Origin of the sequence: Streptomyces parvus, from assembly GCF_032121415.1 — a bacterium.
Taxonomy (GTDB): Bacteria; Actinomycetota; Actinomycetes; order Streptomycetales; family Streptomycetaceae; genus Streptomyces; species Streptomyces globisporus_A.
In genome coordinates this window covers 5,213,561-5,233,665 of record NZ_CP135079.1, presented here as the reverse complement: position 1 = coordinate 5,233,665, position 20,105 = coordinate 5,213,561, and the positions used below count along the sequence as shown (strand labels likewise).

Sequence of the window (20,105 nt, the reverse complement as noted above, 5' to 3'; positions counted from 1 at the left end):
CGGTGGGTGCCGGGTCAGGCGCCGATGAGCTTGGCGAACTTCTCTTCGTACGCCGTCTCTTCCTCGGTGCTCAGGGAGCGGAAGGAGCGGGACTTCGCCGCCATCTCCTTGTCGGGGAGGATCAGCGTGTTGGAGGCCATCGACTCGTCGATCTTGGCGAGTTCCTCGCGTACGCCGTCGACCGGGCAGACGTAGTTGATGTACGCGGCGAGCTGGGCGGCGACCGGCGGCTCGTAGTAGTAGTCGATGAGCTTCTCGGCGTTGGTCTTGTGCCGCGCCTGGGCGGGGACCAGGAGGTTGTCGCTGGAGGTGATGTAACCGGCGGCGGGGATCGCGAACTTGATGTCCGGGTTGTCGGCCTGGAGCTGGATGATGTCACCGGCCCAGCCGACGCAGGCGGCCAGGTCGCCCTTGCTGAGGTCGGCGGTGTAGTCGTTGCCGGTGAAGCGGCGGATCTGCTTCTTGTCGACGGCCTTCTGGAGCCGGCCGATCGCGCCGTCGAAGTCGGCGTCGGTGAACTTCCCGGGGTCCTTGCCCTGGTCGAGCAGGGTCATGCCGACGGTGTCGCGCATCTCGGAGAGGAAGGAGACGCGGCCCTTGAGCTTGGGGTCGTCGAGGAGCTGGGTGACGGAGTCGACCTTGCGACCGCCGGTCGCCTTCACGTTGTACGCGATGACGGTCGGGATACCGGTCCAGGGGTAGGAGTAGGCGCGGCCCGGGTCCCAGTCGGGGGTACGGAACTGGGCGGACACGTTGGCGAAGGCGTGCGGAAGGTTCGAGGGGTCGAGCTTCTGCGCCCAGCCGAGCCGGATGATGCGGGCGGCGAGCCAGTCGGTGACGCATATGAGGTCGCGCCCGGTGTTCTGGCCGGCCGCGAGCTGCGGTTTGATCTTCCCGAAGAACTCGACGTTGTCGTTGATGTCCTCGGTGTACTTGACCCTGATCCCGGTGCGCTTGGTGAACGCCTGGAGGGTGGGGCGGCTCTTCTCGTCCTCGCTGACGTCCATGTACTCGGTCCAGTTGGAGAAGGTGACCTCCTTCTCCTTGTCCGAGTGGTCGTCGGATGCCGTACCGGCGTCGGCGCGCTTGGCAGGCGGGATGCCGCACGCGCCGAGGGTGGCTATGCCGCCCAGCGCGAGGGCGCCCATGCCGGAGGCGCGGAGCAGGGAGCGGCGCGTGAGGGCGCCCCTGCCGCTGGTCAGGGACCGCCTCATGGCCGCCAGTTGGACCGGCGTGAGGCGCTCGGGCTCGTAACTCTCCATACGCTGTATGCCCTTTCGGGTGGGAGGCCGCGGGGGCCCGCGGTCGTGGTCGGGCCCCGTGATGCGGCAGCTGCTATCGGTCCCCGAAGATCGTGCGGTGCCAGTCCTTGCGGGCGACCGCGGTGTTGTCGTACATGACGTGCTTGACCTGCGTGTACTCCTCGAAGGAGTACGCCGACATGTCCTTGCCGAAGCCGCTGGCCTTGTATCCGCCGTGCGGCATCTCGGAGAGGATCGGGATGTGGTCGTTCACCCACACACAGCCCGCCTGGATCTCGCGGGTGGCGCGGTTCGCGCGGTACAGGTCGCGGGTCCAGGCGGAGGCGGCCAGTCCGTACGGGGTGTCGTTGGCGAGCGCGATGCCCTCGTCGTCGGTGTCGAAGGGGAGGACGACCAGGACGGGGCCGAAGATCTCCGACTGGACGACCTCGCTGTCCTGGGCGGCGCCGGCGATCAGGGTCGGCCGGTAGTACGCGCCGTCCGCGAGGTCGCCGCCCGGGGCCTCGCCGCCGGTGACCACCTGGGCGTAGCCGCGGGCCCGCTCGACGAAGGCCGCGACGCGGTCGCGCTGGGCGTGGCTGATGAGGGGGCCGAGGTCGGTCGACGCGTCGAAGGGGTCGCCGAGCCGGACGGTCTCCATGAGCGCGGCGACGTCCCGGACGAAGGCGTCGTAGAGGGGGCGCTGGACGTAGGCGCGGGTGGCGGCGGTGCAGTCCTGACCGGTGTTGATGAGCGATCCGGCGACCGCGCCGTGGACGGCGGCCTCCAGGTCGGCGTCGTCGAAGACCACGAAGGGGGCCTTGCCGCCGAGCTCCAGGTGGAGGCGTTTGACGGTGGCGGTGGCGATCTCGGCGACGCGCTTGCCGACGGCGGTGGAGCCGGTGAAGGAGGTCATCACGACGTCGGGGTGGCCGACGAGGTGCTCGCCGGCGTCCTTGCCCGCACCGGTGACGATGTTGATGACACCGTCGGGGATACCGGCCTCGCTGGCGGCCTGGGCGAACATCAGCGAGGTGAGCGGGGTGAGTTCGGCGGGCTTGAGGACGATGGTGTTGCCCGCGGCGACGGCCGGGAGGATCTTCCAGGCGGCCATCTGGAGCGGGTAGTTCCAGGGGGCGATGGAGCCGACGACGCCGATCGCCTCGCGGCGTACGTAGGAGGTGTGGTCGCCGTCGTACTCGGCGGCGGCCTTGCCCTCCAGGTGGCGGGCCGCGCCCGCGAAGAAGGCGGCGTTGTCGACGGTGCCGGGGACGTCGAACTCGGTGGAGAGCTTGACCGGCTTGCCGCACTGGAGGGATTCGGCGTACGCGAAGTCGTCGGCCTGCTCGGCGAGGACGGCGGCGAACCGGTGCAGGGCGTCGGACCGCTCGCCGGGGGTGGCGCCGGACCAGCCGGGGAAGGCGGCGCGGGCGGCGGCGACGGCCGCGTCCACGTCCTCGGTGCCCGCGAGCTCGTAGCGGAGCACGCTCTCGCCGGTCGCGGGGTTCACGATGTCGTGGTGGCGGCCGGACGTGCCGGGAAGCAGCTTGCCGCCGATGTACTGCGCACCTTCCGCGAAGCGGTCCTGAACCTGGAAGCCGTTGCTCATGACGCTCTCCTCCGCCGCTGTACCCGCTGGGCGGGGTCGGCGTAGCTTCTTCGTGAATTGAGTGCCGATCCTGACAGAGGGGTTCAAGCCCAACAAGTGATTCCGTTGTTGCCTTTTGGTTACGCGACGGAATCTGTCGACCATGTGTCGTGTCGGTGCGGAAATCCCCGTACGGAGTGTCAGTGGCGGATGCCACACTCACATGCCATGGGACCGATCGATGAGCTTCTGTCGGACGTGGCGCGGGGCAAGCGGGTGAAGTATCTGGCGTTCTGGGGGCACCGTCCGCGCCCGGACGGACGGCTGGGCCCGAGTTGTCTGAGCCAGTGGTGGCCGTCGCCGTTCACGGTGGACGGGGTGACGTATGCGAGCGCCGAGCACTGGATGATGGCGGGCAAGGCGCGGCTCTTCGGCGATCCGGAGGCCGAGGCGGCGGCGGTGACGGCGAGGAGCCCGGCCGCGGCGAAGAAGGCGGGGCGGCTGGTGCGCGGCTTCGACGAGGACGTGTGGATACGGGAGCGGTTCGCCCTGGTGGTGGCAGGCAGCGTGCACAAGTTCGGGCAGGACCCGGAGCTGGCGGGCTATCTGCTGTCCACCGGGGACCGGGTGCTGGTGGAGGCGTCCCCGCTGGACCGGATCTGGGGCATCGGGCTCGCGGCGGACGACGAGCGGACGGAGCGGCCCCAGGAGTGGCGGGGGCTGAATCTGCTGGGCTTCGCGCTGATGGAGGCCCGGGAGAGGCTGCGGGCGGGCGCGCCGGGCTGAGACGGGGTTGCGCGCTTCTACGACGGCCGGCCGGGCAGGGAGCGGTCCCTGCCCGGCCGGTCATGATCCGCCGGGGCCCCTCAGCGGCGGTCCTCGACGACCAGCGACGTGGCGAACGGGTCGTCGTAGTCGCTGTCGTAGTCCCGGTTCCGGTCGCTGTCGGCGGTCGTGGCGGCCCAGATGATCACGCCGAGGATCGCGGCGCCGACGACGATGCCGACGGAGCCGAGGATGACCCCGGCCAGCGCCATGCCCCGGTTGGTGGCCTCGCCGCGCTTGGCACGGCCGAGGCCGATGATGCCGAAGACCAGCGCGAGGATGCCGAGGATGATGTTGAGGCCGTAGAGGCAGAAGCCGACCACGGAGATGATGCCGATCACCATCGCGGCCGTGCCCAGACCGTTGTTGGGCGCCGGGCCCCAGGCTGCCGGACCGACTCCGTAGGCGCCGTAGCCCGGGTATCCGCCGTACGGCTGCGCGGGCGGGGCCGGGTAGCCGTAGTGCGCGGCGGGCGGCGGGCCCGCGTGGCCGGGGCCGTTCGGTCCGACCGGCGGCGGCGGTACGTCGAAGGGCGCCGGCCCGAAGCCTCCGGCCTGGGGTATCGGGCCGGTGCCGTCCCCCGGTCCGGCGCTCGGCATCGACGTCACGGTCGGCTGGTCGTGGACGGCGGGCGGCGTGTGCCCGGCGGGCGGCGGCGTCTGCGCGCCCTGCTTGCCCAGATCCACCCTGGTGCTGTCCGGCGGTGCCCACGGATCGCGCGGCGCGGCCCCGCCCCCGGGCTGCTCTGTGTTGTCTGACATGGGCCTCCCCCATCGTGGTCCCGTCATGCTACGGCCAGGCCTGACGGGCCCGGACCCCGCCTGCGATGATCGGTGCGGCCGGTACGCCCGGCCGATGTCACGCCGAACCGGGAGATTTCCGATGACCGATCCGCACCCCTTCATCACCGGGCTGCCCAAGGCCGAGCTCCATGTCCACCACGTCGGGTCGGCCTCGCCCCGGATCGTCGCGGAGCTGGCCGCCCGCCACCCGGACTCCAAGGTCCCCACGGATCCGGAGGCGCTGGCCGACTACTTCACCTTCACCGACTTCGCGCACTTCATCGAGGTCTACCTGTCGGTGGTGGACCTGGTCCGCACCCCGGAGGACGTCCGGCTGCTCACCTTCGAGGTGGCGCGGGACATGGCCCGGCAGAACATCCGGTACGCGGAGCTGACCGTGACCCCGTACAGCTCGACCCGCCGGGGCATCCCCGAGGTCGGGTTCATGGAGGCCATCGAGGACGCGCGCAAGGCCGCCGAGGCCGAGCTGGGCGTGGTCCTGCGCTGGTGCTTCGACATCCCGGGCGAGGCCGGGCTCCAGGCGGCCGAGGAGACCGCCCGGCTCGCGGTGGAACGGCGACCCGACGGGCTCGTCTCCTTCGGCCTCGGCGGACCGGAGATCGGGGTGGACCGCCCGCAGTTCAAGCCCTACTTCGACCGGGCCATCGCCGAGGGCCTGCACTCGGTGCCGCACGCCGGGGAGACCACCGGGCCGCAGACGGTCTGGGACGCGCTGACCGCGCTGCGCGCCGAGCGCATCGGGCACGGCACCAGCTCCGTGCAGGACCCGAAGCTGCTGGAGCACCTGGCCGAGCACCGGATCGCCCTGGAGGTCTGTCCGACGTCCAACATCGCCACCCGCGCGGTCACCGACATCGAGCGCCACCCGATCCGGGAGATGGTGCAGGCCGGGGTGGTGGTGACGGTCAACAGCGACGACCCGCCGATGTTCGGCACGGACCTCAACAACGAGTACGCGGTGGCCGCCCGGCTGCTGGAGCTGGACGAGCGCGGTATCGCGGACCTCGCGAAGAACGCCGTTCAGGCCTCGTTCCTGGACCCGGCGGGCAAGCGGATGCTGGCGGAGGAGATCGACACGTACACGGCGAACTGGCTCCGGGCACCCGGCCGCTGACCCCGGTCGTCACAATGGCCTCATGGCCAACACCGTCTCCCGCGTCACCGCCGTGGCCCATCGCGGCGATCCGTACCTCGCCCGTGAGAACACGCTGCCCTCGATCCGCTCGGCCCTCGAACGGGGGGCGGACGCGGTCGAGATCGACGTACGCGTGACCCGCGACGGGGTGCCGGTCCTGCTGCACGACGCGACGCTGGAGCGGCTGTGGGGCCACGACCGGCGGCTGGACCGGATCGACCACGCGGAGCTGAGGGAGCTGACCGGCGGCGGGGTGCCCACGCTCCGCGAGGCGCTGCTCGCCGCCGGGGCGCACCGGGTGATGGTGGACCTGCCCGGTTCCACGGACGCCTCGGTGAAGAAGGTCGTGGGGACGGTCCGGGAGTGCGGGGCGGGCGAGCGGGCGTACTACTGCGCGAGCTCGGACGCGATGCTGCGGGTGCGCGCCGCCGACCCGTCCGCCGAGATCGCCCTGACCTGGACCACGCTGGCCCCGCCGCGCCCGGAGCTGCTGGCCGCGGTGAAGCCGCGCTGGCTGAACTACCGCTTCGGTCTGATCAGCCGGGAGCTGACGGACCGGGCGCACCGGGACGGGCTGCTCGTCTCCGCGTGGACGGCCGACACGAAGCGCACGATGCGGCGGCTGATCGACCGGGGCGTCGACTCGATCACCACCAACCGGATCGACACCCTGCACCGGCTGCTTGCCAACTCGCCCGGGCGCGGCGGCTCTTGATCGGTCCGGCATGATGGAGAGCCCGCACCGCGCGCCGCCGCACCGCCCCACGCGGACCCCCTCCGTCACCGAGGAGCCAGACGTCATGGACCCCCGCCCGCAGACAGCCACCCCCCGGATACGTTCCGACGTCGCGCACAACGCGCGGGTGTGGAACTACTGGCTGGGCGGCAAGGACAACTACCCGGTGGACCGGGCGGTGGGCGACCGGGTCACCGGAATGTACCCGAGCATCGGTGAAGTGGCCCGCGCGGACCGGGCGTTCCTCGGCCGGGTGGTGCGCCATCTGGCGGGCGACGCGGGCGTCGACCAGTTCCTCGACATCGGCACCGGGCTGCCGACCGGGAACAACACCCATGAGATCGCCCAGCACACCGCGCCGCACGCCCGCATCGTCTATGTCGACAACGACCCGATCGTGCTGGCCCACGCCCGCACCCTGCTGACCAGTTCGTTGGAGGGCGCGACCGAGTACATCGACGCGGACGCGCACCACCCGGAGCAGATCCTGCGGGCCGCCGAACCCACCCTGGACCTGGGCAGGCCGGTCGCGGTGATGATGCTCGGCATCCTGAACTTCGTGCTGGACACGGACGAGGCCCGCTCCATCGTGCGGACGCTGATGGCGGCCGTCCCCTCGGGCAGCCACCTGGTACTGACCCACCCGACGCTGGAACTGGGCGGCGAGGGCAACGAGGAGGCGATGCGCTTCTGGAACGAGAACGCCACCCCGCCCATCACCGCCCGCAGCCGCGAGGAGTTCGCCTCGTTCCTGGACGGCCTGGAGATCCTGGCGCCGGGAATCGTCTCCTGCTCCCGCTGGCGGACGAACCCGCGGGAGCCGGAGGTCGCGCAGTTCGGTGCGGTGGCCCGGAAGCCCTGAGCCCCAGGCCCTCGCCGGAACGGACGCCGGGCTCGCCGCCCGGGTCTCCCCGCTTCACGGCGTCCTGTCAGCACTTCACAGGCCGACGATACCGTTCCACTTCTTGGCGAAGTCCATCCGTTCCCCGGAGGTGATGTCGCGGGCGATGGCGAGCCGTTCGCGCATCGCGTCGTCGGGGAAGACCAGGGGGTCCTCGGCGAGCGCGGCCCGCTCCTCGTCCTTGGAGGAGGCGAGGACGTCGCGGGCGGCGGGGACCGGGCAGACGTAGTTGACCCAGGCGGCGAGTTCGGCGGCGACCTCGGGTTCGTAGTAGTGGTCCACCAGACGTTCGGCGTTGCGCTTGTGGCGGGCGAGGTTGGGGATCATCAGGGACTCCGCCCAGAGTTCTGCGCCCTCCTCGGGGACGACGAACTCGATGCCCGGGTTGTCGGCCTGGAGCTGGATGACGTCGCCGGAGTAGGCCTGGCAGGCGAGTACGTCGCCGGTGGCGAGGTCCTTGATGTAGTCGTTGCCGGTGAAGCGGCGGATGTGCTTCGAACGGACGCGCCGCTCCGTCTGCTCGCAGATCTCGTGGAAGTCGTCGGCCGTCCAGCGGGTGATGTCGACGCCGTTGCCCTGCATCAGCAGCGCGAACGACTCGTCGAGCCCGGAGAGCAGGGTGACCCGGCCGCGCAGGTCGTCCGCCCACAGGTCGCCCGTCGACCGGATCTCGCGGCCGAGCTTCTTGCGGTTGTACGCGATGCCGGTGATGCCGGACTGCCAGGGGACGCTGTGGCGGCGCCCCTCGTCGAAGGCGGGGGTGCGCAGTTGGGGGTCGAGGTACTTGGCGACGTTGGGCTGCTTCGCCCGGTCCATCTCCTGGACCCAGCCGAGCCGGACGAAGCGGGCGGCCATCCAGTCGCTGATGACGATCAGGTCCCGGCCGGTCTGCTGGCGGTTCATCAGCGCGGGGCTGATCTTCCCGAAGAACTCGTCGTTGTCGTTGATCTCCTCGGTGTACGTGACGGAGATCCCGGTCCGCCGCGAAAAGGCGTCCAGGGTGGGGCGCTTCGACTCGTCCTCGTCGTCGGTGTCGATGTAGAGCGGCCAGTTGGCGAAGTGCAGGGTGTGGTCGGTGGCCGAACTGTCGTGTCCGGCACGCTCCCCCGGCTCGACGAAGGCCGCGGGCACCCCGCAGCCGGCCAGGGAGGCGCCGGCCGCTCCCGCCCCGAGGGCGCGCAGCAGGGACCGGCGGGACATGGGGTTCTTCCTGATCGCTCGCACCCGCGCAGAATGCCGGTCGGCGGGCGCGCGGACAATGGACCAAGCGTCCAGCCGGGCGGGCGCGCCCCGCACACCTTGTACAGATGCGCGTACGGCCCCGGGCCGGAGCCCGGGGCCGTACGACCGCGACGACGATCCGTGGATCAGTCCTCGATGGACGTCATGACGTGCTTGATGCGGGTGTAGTCCTCGAAGCCGTACGCGGAGAGGTCCTTGCCGTAGCCGGACTTCTTGAACCCGCCGTGCGGCATCTCGGCGACCAGCGGGATGTGGGTGTTGATCCACACGCAGCCGAAGTCGAGGTTCTTGGACATGCGCATGGCGCGGGCGTGGTTCTGCGTCCAGACCGAGGAGGCGAGCGCGTACTCGACACCGTTGGCGTACGTGACGGCCTGGTCCTCGTCGGTGAAGGACTGGACGGTGATGACGGGGCCGAAGACCTCGTTCTGGATGATCTCGTCGTCCTGCTTCAGCCCGGAGACGACGGTCGGGGCGTAGAAGTAGCCCTTGTCGCCGACCCGGTGGCCGCCCGCCTCGACCTTGGCGTGGGCGGGGAGCCGCTCGATGAAGCCGCTGACCTGGCCCAGCTGGTTGGCGTTGTTGAGCGGGCCGTACGCCACGTCCTCGTCGTCCGGCTGCCCGGTCTTCGTGTCGGCGGCGGCCTTGGCGAGCGCGGTGACGAACTCGTCGTGGATCGACTCGTGGACCAGGACGCGGGTGGCGGCCGTACAGTCCTGGCCCGCGTTGAAGAAGCCCGCCTCGGAGACGCCCGAGACCGTCTTGGCGATGTCGGCGTCCTCGAAGACCACGACGGGCGCCTTGCCGCCGAGCTCCAGGTGGACGCGCTTGACGTCCTTGGCGGCGGACTCGGCGACCTGCATCCCGGCCCGTACCGAACCGGTGATGGAGGCCATCGCCGGGATCGGGTGCTCGACCATGGCGCGGCCGGTGTCCCGGTCGCCGCACAGGACGTTGAAGACGCCCTTGGGCAGGATCTGCCCGATGATCTCGGCCATGAGGACCGTCGACGCCGGGGTGGTGTCGGACGGCTTGATGACGACCGTGTTGCCCGCGGCGAGCGCCGGGGCGAACTTCCATACGGCCATCATCATCGGGTAGTTCCACGGCGCGACCTGGGCGCAGACGCCGACCGGCTCGCGGCGGACGATGGAGGTCAGGCCCTCCATGTACTCGCCGGCCGAGCGGCCTTCCAGCAGCCGGGCGGCCCCCGCGAAGAAGCGGATCTGGTCCACCATCGGCGGGATCTCTTCGCTGCGGGTGAGGCCGAGCGGCTTGCCGGTGTTCTCCGACTCGGCGGCGATCAGGTCCTCGGCCCGCTCCTCGAAGGCGTCCGCGATCTTGAGCAGGGCCTTCTGGCGCTCGGCGGGCGTGGTGTCGCGCCAGGCGGGGAAGGCCGCCGCTGCGGCCTCCATGGCGGCATCGACATCGGCCTGGCCCGAGAGCGGCGAGGTTGCGTAGACCTCTTCCGTCACCGGGCTGACCACATCGATGGTCCGCCCGTCCGCGGCGTCCCGGAACTCTCCGTTGATGTAGTTGCGCAGACGGCGCACCTCGGTGGTCACAACCACCCCTCCTGTCGGCTGTCCGATGGGTGAGACATCCACCCTAATCGCTCGGGCGACGCTTTCGACATACCCAACCGCCCCCAACTTCGGATTCAGTCGCCCCTGAGCATTCACTCAACGAATTTCATCGATCTGGGGTTGCGAGACAGACGAGGAGCGGTGCATGGTGGGTGCGTGGCCAGTCGCAGCGCAGACTCCAGGACAGGGAACGGATCACCGTCGGCGGTCGATGCCGTCTCCCTCGCAATCATCGAGCAGCTCCAGGAGGACGGACGGCGTCCGTACGCCGCGATCGGCAAGGCCGTGGGCCTCTCCGAAGCGGCTGTGCGCCAGCGCGTCCAGAAGCTGCTCGACCAGGGCGTGATGCAGATCGTCGCCGTCACGGACCCGCTCACCGTGGGATTCCGGCGCCAGGCGATGGTCGGCATCAATGTCGAGGGCGACCTCGATCCGGTGGCCGAAGCCCTGTCGGCCATGGCCGAGTGCGAGTACGTGGTCATGACCGCGGGCTCCTTCGACCTGATGGTGGAGGTCGTCTGCGAGGACGACGACCACCTGCTGGAGACGATCAACAAACGCATCCGGACCCTTCCCGGCGTGCGCTCCACCGAGAGCTTCGTTTATCTGAAGCTCAAGAAGCAGACCTATATGTGGGGAACCCGATAGCCGTGAGCAAGGACCTCAGCCGAACCGCGTACGACCACCTGTGGATGCACTTCACCCGCATGTCGGACTACGAGAACGCGCCCGTTCCCACCATCGTGCGTGGCGAGGGAACGTACATCTTCGACGACAAGGGCAAGCGCTACCTGGACGGCCTCTCCGGCCTGTTCGTGGTCAACGCCGGTCACGGTCGTCACGAGCTCGCCGAGACGGCGTACAAGCAGGGCCAGGAGCTCGCCTTCTTCCCGGTGTGGTCCTACGCCCACCCGAAGGCCGTCGAGCTGGCCGAGCGGCTCGCCGACTACGCCCCGGGCGACCTCAACAAGGTCTTCTTCACCACCGGTGGCGGCGAGGCCGTCGAGACCGCCTGGAAGCTGGCCAAGCAGTACTTCAAGCTCAAGGGCCAGCCGACCAAGTACAAGGTCATCTCGCGGGCCGTCGCCTACCACGGCACCCCGCAGGGCGCGCTGTCCATCACCGGCCTCCCGGCCCTGAAGGCCCCCTTCGAGCCGCTGGTCCCCGGCGCGCACAAGGTTCCGAACACCAACATCTACCGCGCCCCGCTCTTCGGCGACGACCCGGAGGCCTTCGGCCGCTGGGCCGCCGACCAGATCGAGCAGGAGATCCTCTTCGAGGGCCCCGAGACCGTCGCGGCCGTCTTCCTGGAGCCCGTGCAGAACGCGGGCGGCTGCTTCCCGCCGCCGCCCGGCTACTTCCAGCGGGTCCGCGAGATCTGCGACAAGTACGACGTGCTGCTCGTCTCCGACGAGGTCATCTGCGCCTTCGGCCGGCTCGGCACGATCTTCGCCTGCGACAAGTTCGGCTACGTGCCGGACATGATCACCTGCGCGAAGGGCATGACCTCGGGCTACTCCCCGATCGGCGCCTGCATCGTCTCGGACCGGATCGCGGAACCGTTCTACGAGGGCGGCAACACCTTCCTGCACGGCTACACCTTCGGCGGCCACCCGGTCTCCGCGGCCGTGGGCCTCGCCAACCTCGACATCTTCGAGCGCGAGAACCTCACCCAGCACGTCCTCGACAACGAGAACGCCTTCCTCACCACGCTCCAGAAGCTGCACGACCTGCCGATCGTCGGCGACGTCCGCGGCAACGGGTACTTCTACGGCATCGAGCTGGTGAAGGACAAGGCGACCAAGGAGACGTTCACCGACGAGGAGACCGAGCGCGTCCTGTACGGCTTCCTCTCCAAGGCGCTGTTCGAGAACGGCCTCTACTGCCGGGCCGACGACCGAGGCGACCCGGTCATCCAGCTCGCCCCGCCGCTGATCTCCGACCAGTCCACGTTCGACGAGATCGAGGGCATCCTGCGGACCGTCCTCACGGAGGCGTGGACGAAGCTCTGACCGCCGCCAGATCCCCCGGCCGCTAGCCGCCCAGCGGTCATTTCATCGGTCCACGCGGCCCGGATACGCCCCTTCGAGTGAGAAGGGGGTATCCGGGCCGCGTGCCGTGCTCCCGGACCGGTCCGACTATCTACGGTGCCCAGTGACCGATCGGCCGCGTCTTCGTTCCCCCGTACGGGGGACGGGAAATCTGACCTGAACCGAGGTGTACGCCATGGTGGCCCCGCCGGACAACGACGTGATCTGGGCGCGTTCACTGCACCACTCCCACAACGGATCGCCCGGTCTCGGCGGTGTCTCCATCGGCGTCCGGGACGCGGAGATCCTCGCCGTGACCGGCCCGCGCGGCAGCGGGAAGACGACGCTGCTGCACTGCCTCTCGGGCCGGCTCGTGCCCCAGGAGGGCGAGGTCTGGTTCAACAGCGTCCCCGTCCACACCATGGCCCCCCGGGCCCGCGAACAGCTGCGCCGGGAACGCTTCGGCTGGATCTCCTCCGATCCCGAGCTGGTCCCGGAGCTGACCGTCTGGGAGAACACCGCGCTGCCCCTGCTGCTGCGCGGCGTCTCCCACCGGGCCGCCAGGAAAGCGGCCACCGAGTGGCTGGAGCGCCTGGACATCGCCGCGTTCGCCAGGAAGCGGCCGCACGCCCTGCTCCAGGCGCAGCGCCAGCGGATCTCCGTGGCCCGGGCCCTGTGCGGCGCACCGGCCGTGATCTTCGCGGACGAGCCGACCGCGACCCTGCACCGCGCGGACCGCGCCCAGGTGCTGCGCACCTTCACCACGGCGGCCCGCTCGCACGGCATCACCGTCGTGCTGGCCACCCATGACGCCGAGGTCGCGGCGCTCGCCGACCGGACCGTCCCGATGCTGGACGGCCGCTGCGTCGCCACCGTCACCCTGCCTTCGAAACCGGAAGCGGAGGGCCGCGCGGCGTGCTCGCTCTCCGTCTAGCCCGCGGTTCCCATCCCCTCGTCCTGGTCCGGCGGCTGCTGGTGGCCGCCGCGTCGGCCGGTGTCGGATTCCTCCTCCTGTGCGCCCTCGGGTACGCCGCCGCGCACCCCGCGTCCGCCGGTTCGGTGCTGCGGCTGCTGTGGTGCTTCGTCCCGCTGGCCGCCACCGTGCAGTTCGCCGTGGCGGTGGCCCGGACCGACCCGAGCACCCGGCCGCGGCCGGGCCTCTCGTCGCTGGGCCTCGGCCCGGTCCGGCTGTCCGCCCTGGCCGCGGTCTCCACAGCCGTCTCGACCACGCTCGGCTCGATGGTGGCGCTGCTCTTCTTCCTGCATCTGCGCGGCGATCTGACCGGGATGCCGTTCGACGGGGGCGCGGCGGAGTTCCTCGGCGCGGGCACGCCGCTGCCGCCGGCCGCTGCCCTGATGCTGCTGGCGCTCGTGCCGGTGGCCGCGTCGACGGCGAGCGCGCTGGCGCTGCGGTCGCGGCCCGACCCGGCACGGGACACCTTCGGCTCCGAGGAACTGCCGGAGCCCGCACCGGCCCCGGCGGGGCTCCCCTGGGGCGTGGCGCTGACGGCGGCCGGACTCGCGGTCGAGGCGATCGCCTCACGGGGTGCGTCGGGGAACGCGTTTCCGCTGCCCGGACGGTACGACTCCACCCCGGTGGCGGTGCTGATCGGGTGGACGCTGACCGCGGTCGGCCTGGCGATGGCCGGACCGAGCCTGACGTATCTGTGCGGCCGGGCGCTGCAGGCGGTGCGCCCCGGGGCCGTACGGCTGCTGGCGGGCCGGGTCCTGATGGACGAGGCGCGGCGCATCGGCCGCCCGCTCGGCATCGTCTGCGCCGTGGTGTCCGCCGCGGTCGCCGCTTCGGCGCTGTACGGGGGCGACGAGCGCCCGTACGGTCCGCTCACCGCACTCGGCGCGGTGCTGGTCCTCGGCTGTACGACGGCGACGCTGCTGACCTCGGCGCTGGAGGCCAAGCACGCCCGGGCCCATACGGCGCAGGCGTTGCTCAGGATGGGCGCCCCGGCGGCCACGCTGCGCCGGGCGACGCTGCTGCGTGCGGGCGCGCTGCTGGCCCTGTTCGCCCCGCTGACCTGGGTGATCGCGCAGCTCGCGGCGGTTCCGCTGGCGTAGCGGACCCGCGTCAGGGGTGGGCGGCGAGGCGCTCCGCGAGCGCGTCGAAGAAGGCCTCCCAGCCGTCCTCGGCCGCCGCGTACTGCTCGGGGGTGAGGTTCCCTCCGCGCTGCTGGAAGGCCAGTTCGGTCCGGCCGCCCCCGAGGTCGCTGAAGGTGACGGTCACCGTCTCGCCCTCGGCGTCCTCGGGGGCGGAGCCGTCCTTCAGCGTGAAGACCAGCCCGTCGGGTTCGCTCACCTCGCGGTAGACCCCCTGGAAGGGCATCTCGACCCCCGGCATCACGATGACCAGGCTCCACGAGCCCCCGGGCCGTACGTCCATCGCCACCCGGTCCAGGGGGACGTCCGCCTCTCCCCCGTACCAGGCGGCGAAGTCCTCCGGCGACGTCCAGGCCGCGAAGACCCGCTGCTGCGGGGCGTGGAGGACGCGGGTGAGGTCGATGCCCTCGCGGGTGCCACCGGTCATGGTCACGGTCCTTGTCGCTGTCGGTGCCGCACGGCGTACGGACACGGGGTCCGGACCTCCAGTTTGCCGGGGCAGGGGCGCGCTGTCGCGGCGTACGGCACGCGCCGCGCCCGAGGCGGCGGGACCGGGGGCAGGCGGTGGTCCCGGCGTACGAACGGGGTCCGGTGGTGGCGGGGAACTCAAGATCCTGGCGGCGGCCGGGGCGCCTCGGGCTCCCCGGTGCCGACCGGGTCCCCCGCCAGCACCACCGTCTCCGCCGCGTCGAAGCGGACGCCCACGACCGCGCCCTCGTCCGGGGTGTCCCGCAGGGCGCACTCGGCCTCCAGCACCGGCGCGTTCTCGGGCAGCAGCCGCACGGTCACGTGGTTCCCCCGGAAGGTGCGGACGCCGACCGTGCAGCGCAGGCCGTCCTCGGGAGCGCCGATCCGGACTCCGGCGGGCCGGACCAGCAGGTCGGCCCCGCCCTGCGGGGAGCCCTCGGGCACCGGGACCTTGCCCCAGGCGGTGGCGGCGGCCTGTCCCGTGACCGTGGCGGGTGTGACGTTGTCGAAGCCGAGGAACCGGGCGACGAACGCGGAGGCGGGGCGCTGCCAGACGTCCAGCGGGGCGCCCTCCTGCGCGAGCCGGCCGTCCCGCATCACGACGACCCGGTCGGCAAGCGCGAACGCCTCGCCCTGGTCGTGTGTGACGGCCAGCACGGTCGTCCCCAACTCCTGGAAGAGGGTGCGGAGTTCCACGACGAGCCGTTCGCGCAGGCTCCGGTCGAGCTGACCGAGGGGCTCGTCGAGCATCAGGAGTTTCGGGCGCGGGGCGAGCGCGCGGGCCAAGGCGACCCGCTGCTGTTCGCCGCCGGAGAGGGAGGCGACCGCCCGGCGTTCCGCGCCCGGCAGACCGACGAGCTCCAGGAGTTCACGGACCCGGCGCTCGGCCTCGGCCCGCCCGGTGCCGTGCATCCGCAGCCCGAAGGCGATGTTGGAGCCGACGTCCCGGTGCGGGAAGAGCTGGTGGTCCTGGAACATCAGGCCGAGCCCGCGCCGGTGCACCGGGACGCCCGCCTGGTCCTGTCCGGCCAGGAGAACCCGGCCGCCGTCCATGGGCTGGAGCCCCGCGACGGCCCGCAGCAGGGTGGACTTCCCGCTGCCGCTGGGCCCGAGGACGCAGACGATCCGGTGGTCGGCGACCTCCAGGTCCACGGCGTCGAGCGCGGCCCGCTTCCCGAACCGTACGGTGGCGGCCTGCAAGCTCAGCATGTCGTTCAGAACTCCCCGGATCGGTCGGTGCGGATGCGCTCCAACAGCAGCAGCGACACCGCGCACACCAGCATCAGAATCGTGCTCAGGGCCATCGCCTGCCCGTAGTTGAGCTCCCCCGACCGGCCCAGCAGCCGGGCCACGGCCACCGGCAGGGTCGGCGTGTCGGGCCGTGCGATGAAGACCGTCGCGCCGAACTCCCCGAGGGAGACGGCGAAGGCGAAGCCCGCCGCGACCAGCACCGCCCGTCGCACCAGCGGCAGATCGACCTCCCGCCACGCCCGCAGCGGGGATGCCCCGAGCACGGCGGCGGCCTCCCGCAACCGGTCGTCGACGGCCCGCAGGACGGGCAGCATGGTCCGTACGACAAAGGGGACGCCGACCAGTGCCTGGGCCAGCGGGACCAGGATCCAGGAGGTCCGCAGGTCGAGCGGCGGCTTGTCCAGGGTGATCAGGAAGCCGAAGCCGACCGTCACGGCGGACACCCCGAGCGGCAGCATCAGCAGCGCGTCGAAGCCCCGGACCAGTCGCCCGGCCCGCCGGGTCAGGGCCGCTGCCGCGAGCCCGCCGATGACAAGGGCGATGAGGGTCGCGACGAGCGCGTAGCGCAGGGAGTTGCCGACGGCCTCCAGCGGCGGCACCAGGAAGGTGGAGGAGCCGCCCGCCCCGACCGACTGGAGGGCCTCGTAGTAGCCGAAGCCATAACCTCCGGGGCCGTCGAAGGACCGTTCCACCAGGACGCCCAGGGGCAGCAGGATCAGCAGCAGCGCCGTGAGCAGTACGCCGCCGAGCAACGCCCACTGCCCGGCCCCGCGCGGCCGGCGGGAGGTCTGGGCCGGGTCGACCAGCCTCAGCGCCCGTTCCCGGCGGCGTACGGTCGCGGCGTGCACGGCGAGGATTCCGCCGACCGCGGCGAACTGCACGAGGGTCAGCACGGCGGCGGTCGGCAGGTCCAGCAGTTGCGCGGTCTGCCGGTAGATCTCCACCTCCAGGGTGGAGTACGCCGGTCCGCCGAGGATCTGTACGACGCCGAAGGAGGTGAACGTGAAGAGGAAGACCATCAGGGCGGCGGCGGCCACGGCGGGGGCGAGCGCAGGCAGCGTCACCCGGCGGAACGCGGCGAACCGCCCGGCCCCCAGCACCCGGGCGGCCTCCTCCTGGCGCGGGTCGAGCTGGGACCAGAGCCCGCCCACCGTGCGGACCACGACGGCGTAGTTGAAGAAGACATGGGCCAGCAGGATCGCCCACACGGTGGTGTCGAGGCGGACGCCCCACAGCTCGTCGAGGAGCCCGCCGCGCCCGAGCAGCGCCAGGAACGCGGTGCCGACGACGACGGTGGGCAGCACGAACGGGACCGTGACGACGGCCCGCAGCACCTGTTTGCCCGGGAAGTCGAAGCGGGCGAAGACATACGCCCCGGGCAGGGCGATCAGCAGGGTGAGGGCGGTCGAGGCGAGGGCCTGCCAGGTGGTGAACCAGAGGACGTCGAGGATGTCCGGACGGCCCAGCACCTCGCCGATCCGCCCGAACTGCCAGTCGCCCCCCGCCTTGAGCCCGCGGCCGACGATGGCGGTGACGGGATAGGCGAAGAACAGCGCGAAGAACGCGACGGGCACGGCCATCAGGCCGAGCCGCACCGCGGCTCCGCGCCGCCCGGACCCGCCGCCGGCGGGCCGGGCGGCCTTCTTCTCGATGCCTACTTCAGGACCAGCGACTGCCACGACTGGATCCACTGCTCACGGTTGGCGGCGATCTTCTCGGGCGTGACGGTGGGAGGCGTGTCGACCTTCTCGCCGTGTTCCGTGAACAGCTCCGGCAACTCGGCGTCCTCCACGACCGGGTTGACGAACATGTTCAGCGGCATGTCCTCCTGGAACGTCTTGCTGATCAGGAAGTCGAGCAGCGCCTTGCCGCCCGCCTCGTTCTTCGCCCCGGTCAGCAGCCCGGCGTACTCGGTCTGCCTGAAGCAGGTGCCGGTGGCGACCCCGGTGGGAGCCTCCTTCGGCTGCGGGTCGGCGTAGAGCACCTCGACGGGCGGGCTGGAGGCGTAGGAGACGACGAGCGGCCGGTCGGCCTTGGCCTTCCTGCCGCCGGCGGAGCCGGAGAACTCCTCGTTGTACGCCTGCTCCCAGCCGTCGACGACCTTCACGCCGTTGGCCTTCAGCTTCTTCCAGTAGGCCTCGTAGCCGTCCTCGCCCTCGGCCGCGATGGTGCCGAGGAGGAAGCCGAGACCGGGCGAGGAACTGGCCGCGTTCTCCGTGACGAGGAGGTTCTTGTACGCGGGCTTCAGCAGGTCCGCGAAGGTCTTCGGCGGCGCGAGCTTCTTGTCGGCGAAGTACTTCTTGTCGTAGTTGACGCAGATGTCACCGGTGTCGACGGGCGTGACGCGGTGCTTCTCGTCGGTCTGCGTGTCCGGCGCGACGCGGTCCAGCCCCTTGGCCTCGTACGCGGTGAACAGGCCGTTGTCGAGGGCGCGGGAGAGCAGGGTGTTGTCGACGCCGAAGAAGACGTCGCCGCGCGGGGAGCCCTTGGTCAGGATCTCCTGGTTGAGCGCGGCCCCGGCGTCGCCGCTCTTGAGGGTCCTGACCGTGTAGCCGGTCTCCTTCGTGAACGCCTTCAGCACCTTGTCCGAGACGTTGAAGGAGTCGTGGCTGACCAGGGTCACGGTCTTGGAACCGCTGCCTTTGGACGCCCCGGAGCCCGCCGAGCCGTCGTCGCTGCCGCAGCCGGCGAGCACGGTGACGCCGAGCGCCGCCGCGAGCGCGGTCGCCGCGTACTTCGTGGTGGTGTTCATGTGATTCCTCCTGGAGGTGACCAGGAAGAGACGCGGCCCCGCCCGCTGTCCGGCGAACCGGAAGCGGGCAGGGCGCAACAGCTTGAGTAAGGTCCGAACTTCCTACCCGGAATGACCCGGGCGAGGTTCAGAGGGTCTGCGGCCAACCTGTCCTTGGTGCCGCACTCTCAGCGCTGTGGCGCTCCCCTGTCGGAATATGAAGTTGATTTCGGCCCAGGCTACACCGGCGGTTTCCGGCCGGACCGGAGAGCCCGCGCGAGGGGCCGTCCACCCGGGAGTGGCCGGCGCCCGGGGGCCGAGCGCCCCGGACACTCCCTAGCGCTCGGAGGCCGCCAGCTGACCGCAGGCCCCGTCGATCTCCTGACCGCGGGTGTCCCGGACGGTGACGGGCACGCCGTGGGCCGCGATGGCCTCGACGAACGCCTTCTCGTCCTCGGGGCGCGAGGCGGTCCACTTGGAGCCGGGCGTGGGGTTCAGCGGGATCAGGTTGACATGCACCCGCTTGCCCTTGAGGAGCCGGCCGAGCAGGTCGCCGCGCCAGGCCTGGTCGTTGATGTCGCGGATCAGGGCGTACTCGATGGAGATCCGGCGGCCGGACTTCTCCGCGTACTCCCATGCGGCGTCCAGGACCTCGCGGACCTTCCACCGGGTGTTGACGGGGACCAGGGTGTCGCGCAGTTCGTCGTCCGGGGCGTGCAGCGAGACGGCGAGGCGGCACTTGAAGCCCTCGTCGGCGAAGCGGAGCATGGCCGGGACGAGGCCCACGGTGGAGACGGTGATCCCGCGCTGCGAGAGACCGAGGCCGTCCGGCTCGGGGTCGGTGAGCCGGCGGATGGCACCGACGACGCGCTTGTAGTTGGCGAGCGGCTCGCCCATGCCCATGAAGACGATGTTGGACAGTCGGGCGGGACCGCCGGGCACCTCGCCGTCGCGCAGGGCGCGCATGCCGTCGACGATCTGGTGCACGATCTCTGCGGTCGACAGGTTGCGGTCGAGGCCGGCCTGCCCGGTGGCGCAGAACGGGCAGTTCATTCCGCAGCCGGCCTGCGAGGAGATGCACATCGTGACGCGCTCCGGATAGCGCATCAGGACGGACTCGACGAGCGTCCCGTCGTGCAGCTTCCACAGGGTCTTGCGGGTGGTGTCGTCGTCGCAGCTGATGTGCCGGATCACGGACATCAGCTCGGGGAACAGCGCCTCGGCGAGCCTCTCCCGCGACGCGGCCGGGATGTTGGTCCACTCGGCCGGGTCGTGCGCGTACCGCGCGAAGTAGTGCTGCGACAGCTGCTGGGCGCGGAACGGCTTCTCGCCGGTCGCGGCGACCGCTTCCTTGCGCTCGGCGGGCGTGAGGTCGGCGAGGTGCCGCGGCGGCTTCTTGGCTCCGCGGGGCGCGACGAAAGTGAGTTCTCCGGGCTTAGGCATGGTTCATCCAGTG

18 protein-coding genes are annotated in these 20,105 nt (G+C 71.1%); 8 read left to right on the top strand and 10 right to left on the bottom strand.

Translation table 11 applies throughout. The features are described from left to right. Window positions 1-14 precede the first annotated feature (14 nt). Together RNL97_RS24700 and RNL97_RS24695 are read right to left on the bottom strand one after the other, a co-directional pair. Window positions 15-1,262: an ABC transporter substrate-binding protein gene (locus RNL97_RS24700; RefSeq protein WP_030587982.1), complete on the bottom strand. Its 1,248-nt coding sequence runs from the start codon at window positions 1,260-1,262 to the stop codon at window positions 15-17. Window positions 1,263-1,335: 73 nt separating this feature from the next. Further along, window positions 1,336-2,850 carry a gamma-aminobutyraldehyde dehydrogenase gene (locus RNL97_RS24695; RefSeq protein WP_313751201.1) on the bottom strand — a complete coding sequence of 505 codons (1,515 nt, stop codon included), beginning with the start codon at window positions 2,848-2,850 and terminating at the stop codon, window positions 1,336-1,338. A 207-nt stretch (window positions 2,851-3,057) separates the two neighbouring features. Between RNL97_RS24695 and RNL97_RS24690 the strand changes: the two genes are divergently transcribed. Further along, window positions 3,058-3,615 carry an NADAR family protein gene (locus RNL97_RS24690; RefSeq protein WP_030587976.1) on the top strand — a complete coding sequence of 186 codons (558 nt, stop codon included), beginning with the start codon at window positions 3,058-3,060 and terminating at the stop codon, window positions 3,613-3,615. An 80-nt stretch (window positions 3,616-3,695) separates the two neighbouring features. Here RNL97_RS24690 and RNL97_RS24685 read toward each other — a convergent pair whose 3' ends face one another. Continuing rightward, a complete protein-coding gene (locus tag RNL97_RS24685; protein ID WP_078652105.1) occupies window positions 3,696-4,415 on the bottom strand; it encodes a DUF4190 domain-containing protein in 720 nt (239 codons plus the stop codon). 121 nt (window positions 4,416-4,536) lie between these two features. On the opposite strand from RNL97_RS24685, the gene RNL97_RS24680 reads away from it, so the two are divergent. From RNL97_RS24680 to RNL97_RS24670, 3 genes are all read left to right on the top strand, one after another. Beyond that, entirely contained in the window at window positions 4,537-5,571 is a 1,035-nt protein-coding gene (locus RNL97_RS24680; protein ID WP_030587969.1) for an adenosine deaminase, read from the top strand. A gap of 22 nt (window positions 5,572-5,593) precedes the next feature. Continuing rightward, on the top strand, window positions 5,594-6,307 hold the full coding sequence (locus tag RNL97_RS24675; RefSeq protein WP_030587966.1) for a glycerophosphodiester phosphodiesterase: 714 nt from the start codon (window positions 5,594-5,596) through the stop codon (window positions 6,305-6,307). A gap of 85 nt (window positions 6,308-6,392) precedes the next feature. Beyond that, window positions 6,393-7,190 carry an SAM-dependent methyltransferase gene (locus RNL97_RS24670; protein WP_030587963.1) on the top strand — a complete coding sequence of 266 codons (798 nt, stop codon included), beginning with the start codon at window positions 6,393-6,395 and terminating at the stop codon, window positions 7,188-7,190. A 75-nt stretch (window positions 7,191-7,265) separates the two neighbouring features. Here the strand turns inward: RNL97_RS24670 and RNL97_RS24665 are convergent, their stop codons facing one another. After that, the gene (locus RNL97_RS24665) at window positions 7,266-8,429 is read right to left on the bottom strand and encodes a polyamine ABC transporter substrate-binding protein (RefSeq protein ID WP_313751200.1); all 1,164 of its coding nucleotides are present in this window, start codon (window positions 8,427-8,429) and stop codon (window positions 7,266-7,268) included. 167 nt (window positions 8,430-8,596) lie between these two features. Continuing rightward, window positions 8,597-10,036 carry a gamma-aminobutyraldehyde dehydrogenase gene (locus tag RNL97_RS24660; protein ID WP_030587956.1) on the bottom strand — a complete coding sequence of 480 codons (1,440 nt, stop codon included), beginning with the start codon at window positions 10,034-10,036 and terminating at the stop codon, window positions 8,597-8,599. A 177-nt stretch (window positions 10,037-10,213) separates the two neighbouring features. Between RNL97_RS24660 and RNL97_RS24655 the strand changes: the two genes are divergently transcribed. The 4 genes from RNL97_RS24655 to RNL97_RS24640 all read left to right on the top strand — a co-directional run bounded on the left by RNL97_RS24655 (window position 10,214) and on the right by RNL97_RS24640 (window position 14,160). Beyond that, window positions 10,214-10,705: an Lrp/AsnC family transcriptional regulator gene (locus RNL97_RS24655; RefSeq protein WP_030587953.1), complete on the top strand. Its 492-nt coding sequence runs from the start codon at window positions 10,214-10,216 to the stop codon at window positions 10,703-10,705. After that, window positions 10,690-12,069 carry an aspartate aminotransferase family protein gene (locus RNL97_RS24650; RefSeq protein WP_030587950.1) on the top strand — a complete coding sequence of 460 codons (1,380 nt, stop codon included), beginning with the start codon at window positions 10,690-10,692 and terminating at the stop codon, window positions 12,067-12,069. The genes RNL97_RS24655 and RNL97_RS24650 overlap by 16 nt, the downstream gene beginning before the upstream one ends. A gap of 214 nt (window positions 12,070-12,283) precedes the next feature. Next, window positions 12,284-13,021, top strand: coding sequence for an ABC transporter ATP-binding protein (locus tag RNL97_RS24645; protein WP_030587947.1), 738 nt, complete (start codon window positions 12,284-12,286; stop codon window positions 13,019-13,021). Continuing rightward, entirely contained in the window at window positions 13,003-14,160 is a 1,158-nt protein-coding gene (locus RNL97_RS24640; protein ID WP_030587944.1) for a hypothetical protein, read from the top strand. The genes RNL97_RS24645 and RNL97_RS24640 overlap by 19 nt, the downstream gene beginning before the upstream one ends. A 10-nt stretch (window positions 14,161-14,170) precedes the next feature. On the opposite strand, the gene RNL97_RS24635 is transcribed toward RNL97_RS24640, so the two are convergent. From RNL97_RS24635 to rlmN, 5 genes are all read right to left on the bottom strand, one after another. After that, window positions 14,171-14,626, bottom strand: coding sequence for an SRPBCC family protein (locus tag RNL97_RS24635; protein ID WP_243315311.1), 456 nt, complete (start codon window positions 14,624-14,626; stop codon window positions 14,171-14,173). A 179-nt stretch (window positions 14,627-14,805) separates the two neighbouring features. Further along, entirely contained in the window at window positions 14,806-15,876 is a 1,071-nt protein-coding gene (locus RNL97_RS24630; RefSeq protein WP_243315309.1) for an ABC transporter ATP-binding protein, read from the bottom strand. A 5-nt stretch (window positions 15,877-15,881) separates the two neighbouring features. Next, window positions 15,882-17,498, bottom strand: coding sequence for an ABC transporter permease (locus tag RNL97_RS24625; RefSeq protein ID WP_030587936.1), 1,617 nt, complete (start codon window positions 17,496-17,498; stop codon window positions 15,882-15,884). 74 nt (window positions 17,499-17,572) lie between these two features. Then, window positions 17,573-18,670 (bottom strand): thiamine ABC transporter substrate-binding protein, encoded by a 1,098-nt coding sequence (locus RNL97_RS24620; protein ID WP_030587933.1) that lies wholly within the window; start codon window positions 18,668-18,670, stop codon window positions 17,573-17,575. A gap of 315 nt (window positions 18,671-18,985) precedes the next feature. Next, window positions 18,986-20,092, bottom strand: a complete 1,107-nt coding sequence (gene rlmN, locus RNL97_RS24615) for a dual-specificity RNA methyltransferase RlmN (protein WP_030587931.1) — start codon at window positions 20,090-20,092, stop codon at window positions 18,986-18,988. Window positions 20,093-20,105: the final 13 nt, after the last annotated feature.